The sequence below is a fragment of the Arcobacter sp. F2176 genome (assembly GCF_004116465.1).
Taxonomy (GTDB): Bacteria; Campylobacterota; Campylobacteria; order Campylobacterales; family Arcobacteraceae; genus Arcobacter; species Arcobacter siniprincipis.
Genome location: NZ_PDJV01000063.1, coordinates 1 through 443, shown reverse-complemented (window position 1 = coordinate 443; position 443 = coordinate 1). Strand labels below are relative to the sequence as shown.

The window sequence follows — 443 nt, the reverse complement described above, 5'->3', positions numbered from 1 at the left end:
TTTTTTAATAGACTTTTCTAATTCCTTGATTTGTTGTTGAAACGTACGAATGACTGCGATGGATGTACCTAAGATGACATCTATTGAATCTTCTACAACCTTATCCAAGCGATAAGAAGCTTTCACAGCTTTTTGAATGGATGCTGCTACGCATTTTGGATAACCAAAACGGTTTCGACTTTTTTCCTGTAGGAACTCAGCGAGTTCTTCTAAAGGCATATTAGCGAGTTCCTCTAAGCTGAATTTTTCAAGAAATAGTTCTGTCATGGCGCTACCAAATACGGAAGTATCCACCTCTTGTGAAAATGTATTACGTTTAAAACTTAGGTGTTGAAGAAAGTGTTGTTTTTCTTTCGTTAACATTTTGACAAGTTGGTATCGTGATCTTGTTAATTGCTGCAGTGCCACGTACTGACTTTCTTTTACGATAGACATTTGATTAC

1 pseudogene is annotated in these 443 nt (G+C 36.3%); it reads right to left on the bottom strand.

What is annotated here, in order from left to right:
• Positions 1 to 443: pseudogene (locus CRU95_RS16160) on the bottom strand (IS110 family transposase); the annotation flags it as partial.